The following is a 7471-nucleotide window of genomic DNA, read 5'->3' on the forward strand; positions in this document are numbered from 1 at the left end:
GGTTCAGTCCTCGAACGCGGCCTCGACGAGGGCCTGCTGCTCGCGCTCGTGCACTCGCGACGAACCCGACGCCGGTGCCGCCGCGGCTCGCCGGGAGATCCGGCGCAGGCGAATCCCACCGGGCAGAGACTCGCCGAGGTTGACCGCCATGTGCGGGTAGGCGCCCTGGTTCGCCGGCTCCTCCTGCACCCAGACAACGTCGGTCAGGTTCGGGTAGCGCTCGAGCACCTTCGCCAGCTCCGGTCCCGGAGTCGGGTAGAGCTGCTCGACCCGCAGCAGCGCGAACCGCTCGGCGTCGTCGTGCTTGCCCCGGGCGGCGGCGAGGTCGTAGTAGACCTTGCCGGCCGAGAGCAGCACCCGGCGGACCGTCGACGGATCGGTGACGAAGTCGTCGTCGATCACCGGCCGCCAGCTGCCCTCGGTCAGCTCCGCCACCGTCGAGGTGGCGGCCTTGAGCCGCAGCATCGACTTGGGCGTGAACACGACCAGCGGGCGCCGCACCGGCGAGAGGGCCTGCCGGCGCAGCAGGTGGAAGTAGCTGGCGGGGGAGGACGGTGCCGAGACCGTCATGTTGTTGTCCGCGCACAGCGACAGGAACCGCTCGATGCGGGCGGAGGAGTGGTCCGGCCCCTGGCCCTCGTAGCCGTGCGGAAGCAACAGGACGAGCGCCGAGCGCTGCCCCCACTTCGCCTCGCCGGCGCTGAGGAACTCGTCGATGATCGACTGGGCGCCGTTGGCGAAGTCGCCGAACTGTGCCTCCCAGAGCACCAGCATGTCCGGTCGGGCGACCGCGTAGCCGTACTCGAAACCCATCGCCGCGAACTCGCTGAGCAGCGAGTCGTAGACGTAGAAGGTGCCGACGCCGTCGTTGGTCTCGGTCCCGTCGACGCCGTAGCGCAGCGTCCGCAGCGGGGTGTGATCCTCGGCGGTGTGCCGGTCGACCAGCACGGCGTGCCGCTGGCCGAAGGTGCCGCGGCGGCTGTCCTGACCGGTCAGGCGGATCGACCGGCCGTCGAGCAGGAGGGTGCCGAACGCCAGGGTCTCGGCGAGCGCCCAGTCGATCGCGTCGGTCTCGACCATCTGGGCGCGCCGCTCCACCTGCGGGCGCAGCCGCGGGTGAACGGTGAAGCCGTCGGGCAGGGTGACCTGGGTGTTGACGACCTTCTTGACGGCCTCGGCGGAGACCGCGGTGCTGACCGCGGCGGCCGCGGCCGCCTCCTCCGGCGTGGTGATGATGCGCGGCTGCGGCGCGGCGCCGGACGGGGTGGTGTCCCGGGTCTGCGCGAACGCCTTCTCCAGCTCGGCACGGTAGGACTTCATCGCCTGCTCGGCCTCGTCGCGGGTGATGTCCCCGCGGCCGATCAGCGCCTCGGTGTAGAGCTTGCGCACCGAGCGCTTGCTGGCGATGGTGTCGTACATCAACGGCTGGGTGAACGACGGCTCGTCCATCTCGTTGTGGCCGCGCCGGCGATAGCAGACCAGGTCGATGACGACGTCCTTGTTGAACGCCTGGCGGTACTGGAAGGCCAGCGCCGCCACCCGCACGCACGCCTCGGGGTCGTCCCCGTTGACGTGGAAGATCGGGGCCTGGACCATCCGGGCGACGTCGGTGGCATACACCGAGGATCGGCTCGACTCCGGCGAGGTGGTGAACCCGACCTGGTTGTTGATGACCAGGTGGATGGTGCCGCCGGTGCGGTAGCCGCGCAGCTGGGAGAGGTTCAGCGTCTCGGCGACGACCCCCTGCCCGGCGAATGCGGCGTCGCCGTGGACGAGGACGGGCAGGACGGTGAAACCGGCCGTGCCCTTGTCCAGGATGTCCTGCTTGGCCCGGACGACGCCCTCGGTGACCGGGTCGACGGCCTCCAGGTGCGACGGGTTCGCCACGACCGAGACGGGCACCTTGCGCCCCTCGCGGCCGGTGTAGACACCCTCCGCACCCAGGTGGTACTTCACATCGCCGGAGCCGTGCGCCGTCTGCGGGTTGAGGTGACCCTCGAACTCGGCGAAGATCTGCCGGTAGGACTTGCCGACGATGTTCGCCAGCACGTTCAGCCGGCCGCGGTGGGCCATGCCGATGACGACCTCGTCGATGCCGGCGTCGGCGGAGCGCTCCAACACCTCGTCGAGCGTCGGGATCGTCGACTCGGCGCCCTCGAGGGAGAACCGGCGCTGGCCGACGTACTTCGTCTGCAGGAAGGACTCGAACGCCTCCGCGGCGCCGAGGCGCTCCAGCACGTGCAGCTGCTCGGCCGGGTCCGGGCGTTCCGCGGCCCGCTCGACCCGGGCCTGGATCCAGGCCCGCTCGTCGGGCTCCTGGATGTGCATGTACTCGATGCCGACCCGACGGCAGTACGAGTCGCGCAGGACGCCGAGCACGTCGCGCAGCGACATCGTGCGCTGGCTCGCGAACCCGCCGACGGCGAACTCCCGGTCGAGGTCCCACAGCGTCAGCCCGTGGCTGATGATGTCCAGGTCGGGGTGGCTGCGGATGGCGAACTCGAGCGGGTTGGTGTCCGCCATCAGATGGCCGCGCACCCGGTAGGCGTGGATCAGTTCCAGCACCCGGGCGTTGTGGTCGAGGTCGCCCTCGTGCACCACGGGCATGTCCGCGACCCAGCGGATGGGCTCGTACGGCACCCGCAGTGCCTGGAAGATCTCGTCGTAGAACCCGTCCTCGCCCAGCAGGAGCTGGTGCATCCGGCGCAGGTACTCACCGGACTGGGCGCCCTGGATGATGCGGTGGTCGTACGTGCTGGTCAGCGTGATCGTCTTGGAGATCGCGAGCCTGGCCAGCGTGTTGGCCGCCGCGCCGGAGAACTCGGCCGGGTACTCCATGGCGCCGACGCCGATGATCGTGCCCTGGCCCTCCATCAGCCGGGGCACCGAGTGCACCGTGCCGATGCCGCCGGGGTTGGTCAGGCTGATGGTGACGCCGGTGAAGTCGTCGGTGGTCAGCTTGTTTGACCGAGCGCGGCGGACCAGGTCCTCGTAGGCGACCCAGAACTGGCTGAAGTCCAGCGTGTCGGCCTTCTTCACCGCGGCGACGACGAGCTGGCGGCCCTTCGGGGTCACCAGGTCGATGGCCAGTCCGAGGTTGACGTGCTCCGGCTGGACGAGCGCCGGCTTGCCACCGACCTCGGCGAAGGAGGCGTTCATGGCCGGGTTGCTGGCCAGCGCCTTCACCATCGCGTAGCCGATGATGTGGGTGAACGACACCTTGCCGCCGCTTGAGCGGGCCAGGTGGCGGTTGATAACGATGCGGTTGTCCGCGAGCAGCTTCGCCGGGAACGCCCGGACCGACGTGGCGGTCGGGACGTGCAGCGAGGTCTCCATGTTGCTGACCACGCGGGCGGCCGCGCCGCGCAGCGGCGTGGTGGCCGAACCTGCCGCGCCGACGGGGGCGGGTGCCGGCTGCTTGGCCGCCGCGGTGGGCTTGGCGGCTGCCGGCTTCGTCGGCGCGGCAGGTGCGGGCGTGACGGGCTGCGCGGGTGTTGCCGCAGCGGGCTGCACGCGTGGGGCCGGAGTGGGCACGGACGCCGGGGCCGCAGGCGGGGTAGGCTTCGCCGTGGGCAGCGCCGTGTGAGAGGCCTCACCGCCGGGCGAGACGCCGTTCGGTGCCACCACCTCAGCGTGCGCGTCCGCGCCGGGACTGGCCGGCGGCGCGGTGGGCTGGTAGTCGGAGAGGAACTCCTGCCACTCCGGCGACACACTTTGTGGATCTTCGAGGAACTGCTGGTAGATCTCGAAGACCAGCCATTCATTAGGTCCGAAGTCAGGTCCTGACGCAGGAACCGTCGGTGCTGTCACGGGGCCATTCGCCTCTATCCACGGTCTCACTTCACGGCCTCCGAAAGGCCCTTCTGCCACCGTCTGCTCAGGCTACCCGCTCTGGACACCCAGGGCAGGGGCGGCCCTGCCCGGTCTGGTCACAGGCACGGTGCGTGCCGAATCGATGCCATCCCGCTGCCCGGGTGGCCGATGTTCGGTTGGCCGGCCAGGCGCGGAGGGTGGTCCACCGGCGCCTCGGTAATCGCTCCAACCGATCCGAGTCGTTCGTCCGGTTCCGCGGCGGGGAACACCCGGAGCCGTCCATCCGTTAGGCTGAGTGTCGCCGGCCCGCATCATGGCCCCCGGACCCAATAAAAGTCGCTTCGAGCGACCTACGCCCGTGAGGCGACCTGGCGGGCCGGCGTCTACTTCGTTCGCATCATGCAGCTCGCCCCGGCCGATCAGCCGGGGCGATTCTGCTGTTTGGACGTGTTTGCCCGGTCAGGCTGTCGCGTCCGCGGTCAAGCGAAGTGATTCCATCCCCCGCGCCCGACGGCCGGCCGCCCGGCCAGGGTCACGCCGGAGCCGGGCAGCACCAGGCCGATCTGTTCGCAGCCCGCGGGGATGACCGCCGACGGCGGCAGGCAGGCGACGAGCGCGTGGTCCTCGCCGCCGGTGAGCACCCAGTCCAGCGGATCCGCCCCCAGCTCGGCCGCGGCCGACCGCAGCGGCCCGTCGGCGGCAAGGCCGGTCAGATCGGTCAGGGCGGCCAGGGCGGCCAGGTCGAGATCGATCCGCACCTGCGAGGCTGCGGCGATGTGGCCGAGATCCTGGACCAGGCCATCCGAGACATCGCACATGGCGTGTGCGCCCGCCGCGGCGAGTGCCGGGCCCAGCGGATAGGGCGGTCGGGGGCGGCGGTGTGCCGAGACCAGCCCCGCCCAGCCGGCGTTCACGTCGGCGTCGGCGTCGTGGCCGCGTCCCGCGGTGAGCAGGGCCAGGCCCGCCTCGGCTCGGCCGACGGAGCCGGCGAGCACAACCACGTCGCCTGGTCGGGCCCCCGAGCGCAGCACCGGAGCCCGACCCTCGAGATCGCCGAGGGCGGTCACCCCCAGCATGATGGCGTCGGCCGAGCTGATGTCGCCGCCGGCGACGCTGGCCCCGGCCAAAGCACATTCGGCGGCGAGCCCGTCGGCCAGCGCCAGAGCCCAGTCGACGGGGAGGTCACCGGGCGCGGCGAAGCCGACGAACAGTCCGGTCGGCCGGGCGCCCATCGCCGCCACGTCCGCGAGGTTCTGCGCCGCGGCCTTGTGCCCGACGTCCACACCCGACGACCAGTCCCGCCGGAAGTGGCGACCCTCCAGCAGCAGGTCGGTGGTGACGACCACCCGGGCGTCCGGCGCCGCCAGCACCGCGGCGTCATCCCCCGGGCCGACGAGCACATCCCGGCCGCGGGCGAAGCGGGCGGTGATCGCGCGGATCAGCTCGAACTCGCCGAGATCCCGCAACGTCGCGGTCATGGCACCCCCGTGCTGCGGGCGGGGGCGACTCCGACGTCGCAGGCGGTAGCACCGAAGCGGTGGAGCCGCATGCCTGACCGCCGCGGGGGACCGACGGACTCCACATTCACCGCCCCAGCACACCTCTGTCGACGGAATGACCATAACCGCAACATCCACGTCACCTTCTCGTCATATTCCACTGGAAATCTGACGCGCGTGCCTGACCAGTCCTGTCGCTCTGTATGCCATGTCCGGCCCACCGGGACGCCATGGGCCGGCCGACCGCGCGTCCAGGCGATTCGTCCCGGCGAGGGCCCACTCGCCCGGCGGCGGGGCTGGTAGGCCCGCCTGTGGCGCTGCAGCCGGGACGGGGCAAGATCGAGGGGAAGCACTACCTGCCCTCCACCCCCGAGACCGTCACATGGGGCGAGCTGCCCAACGCACTGACCAGGCCCGTGCTCAGTATCGACTCCGGCGCCACGGTCACCTTCGACACGGTCAGCTCGGAGGGGATCCTCGGCGACCAGGGGCGTGACCCCGACGCGTTTCTCGCCAACCTCGGCGTGCCGCCCTCGGAGGTCCTCGCCGACGCCCGGGCGATCGCCGCCTCCGGCCTGCCACACCGGTTCGGCGTGGACGCTCCGCACATCGTGACCGGGCCGGTGCTCGTCCGCGGCGCCCAGCCCGGGGACGTGCTGCGCGTCGATGTCCTGTCGCTGCACCCGCGGGCTCGGTACGGGATCGTCTCCACTCGCCACGGCGTCGGCCTGCTCGCCGGGGAGTTCCCGGAGGGCGGACCACCCGAGTCGGACGCCGACGCCCGGCACTGGCAGCGCTTTCGCACCGTCACCACCTTCTGCGCCGTCGAACGTCGCCGCGGCCGCCTCTACGGCTCGCTGGCCAGCGCGAGCGGCGGACGGGCCCGCTTCCCGCTGGCTCCGTTCCTGGGCGTCATGGCGGTCGCGGTGGACAGTACCACCGAGGTCATCGCGTCCACCGCGACCGGCCTGCACGGCGGCGCCCTGGACTGCCGCGACCTCGGCACCGGCGCCCGGCTCTACCTGCCCGTCCAGGTCGGGGGCGCGCTGTTCGCCGTCGGTGACCCGCACTACGCCCTCGGCGACGGGAAGATCGGCGGGACGGCCCTGGAGGGCCCGCTGCGCGCGACCCTGCGCCTGACGGCGCTGCGGGAGACGGCCGCCCGAGCCGCCCTCGGCGCGCTGCGCGAGCCGTTCATCGAGACCGACGCCATGTGGGTCACCATGGGCCTCGACGCCGACCTGACCGAGGCGATCCGCCGCGCGACCCGTTCGGCGGTGCTGTTCCTGCAGAGCCGGGTCGGGCTCGAACGCGCCGAGGCGCTGGCCTACCTGACGGCAGCGGCGGACATCGGGGTGTGCCGGCTGGGCTCCGGGGCGCCGGGCGCGTTCTGCCGCATCCACCGGTCGGACTTCGCCGAGCCGGCGGCGGCGAAGCCCCGGCTGCACCGGCCGCCGTTCACCCGCATCGTCGGCGCCGCCGACGCGGGCGACAGCAGCGACGGCGGCCACAGCGACGGCGGCCACAGCGACGGCGGCCACAGCGACGGCGGCCGCGACGACATCGAGCGCGATCCCGGGTCGACCGACCCGCCCGGCGGGACCGCGCAACCGGTGGACGAGCGTGCCGCGCCCGACGGGGTCAGTGGGGTCAGCGGGGCTGGTGGGCCGCCGCCCTGATCTTCTCTCGGCTCGGCCGGCAGCAGCCGATGATCAGTCGGCCGAGACGCCGGTGCCAGGGAAACGCCGGGCACCGGCCGGATCGCGCCATTCGGCCGGCATTGGTGCGTCGTCGAGGCCCTCCAGCTCGGAGAGCGCGATCGGGCGCCAACGGTGCAGCAGCTCGTCCGCGCCGGCCCGGACCGGCCCGCGGGCGCCGGCCGGGCCGCCCGGCGCCTCCGGGCCGCCCGGCGCCTCCGGGCCGCCCGGCGCCTCCGGGCCGTCGACGCTGTCCCGTTCGGCCGGGATCGGAGTGATTCCGGCAGCCGCCAGCCGTGACCACAGCGAGGCCAGCGCCGCCTCCGGGTCGAGTTCGAAGTCGGACTGGCGGACCCGCCAGAACCGCCACCCCGCCCGGCGCAGCTCCCGTTCCCGATCGAACTCGCGGGCGATCTCCGCGGGCCCGGGGCCGACGTCGCCGTCGCACTCGACCGCGAACCG

4 protein-coding genes are annotated in these 7471 nt (G+C 72.5%); 1 reads left to right on the plus strand and 3 read right to left on the minus strand.

What is annotated here, in order from left to right; all coding sequences use genetic code 11:
* Nucleotides 1–3: 3 nt before the first annotated feature.
* Nucleotides 4–3810 (minus strand): multifunctional oxoglutarate decarboxylase/oxoglutarate dehydrogenase thiamine pyrophosphate-binding subunit/dihydrolipoyllysine-residue succinyltransferase subunit, encoded by a 3807-nt coding sequence (locus tag NBZ85_RS04595; RefSeq protein WP_261561542.1) that lies wholly within the window; start codon nucleotides 3808–3810, stop codon nucleotides 4–6.
* Between the two features lie 482 nt (nucleotides 3811–4292).
* Nucleotides 4293–5291, minus strand: a complete 999-nt coding sequence (locus NBZ85_RS04600) for a thiamine-phosphate kinase (RefSeq protein ID WP_261561543.1) — start codon at nucleotides 5289–5291, stop codon at nucleotides 4293–4295.
* Nucleotides 5292–5623: 332 nt separating this feature from the next.
* Here NBZ85_RS04600 and NBZ85_RS04605 point away from each other — a divergent pair, with 332 nt between their 5' ends.
* A complete protein-coding gene (locus NBZ85_RS04605; RefSeq protein WP_261561544.1) occupies nucleotides 5624–6991 on the plus strand; it encodes an acetamidase/formamidase family protein in 1368 nt (455 codons plus the stop codon).
* Between the two features lie 33 nt (nucleotides 6992–7024).
* On the opposite strand, the gene NBZ85_RS04610 is transcribed toward NBZ85_RS04605, so the two are convergent.
* The coding region (locus NBZ85_RS04610; RefSeq protein ID WP_261561545.1) for a PDDEXK-like endonuclease domain-containing protein at nucleotides 7025–7471 on the minus strand (447 nt) is incomplete at its 5' end.

It is taken from the genome of Frankia tisae (assembly GCF_025403405.1).
GTDB classification, from domain to species: domain Bacteria; phylum Actinomycetota; class Actinomycetes; order Frankiales; family Frankiaceae; genus Frankia; species Frankia tisai.

What these genes read in the sequence shown, in the direction of transcription:
- NBZ85_RS04600 (WP_261561543.1), bottom strand. Translation starts at nt 5,291, where the DNA reads ATGACCGCGACGTTGCGGGATCTCGGCGAGTTCGAGCTGATCCGCGCG.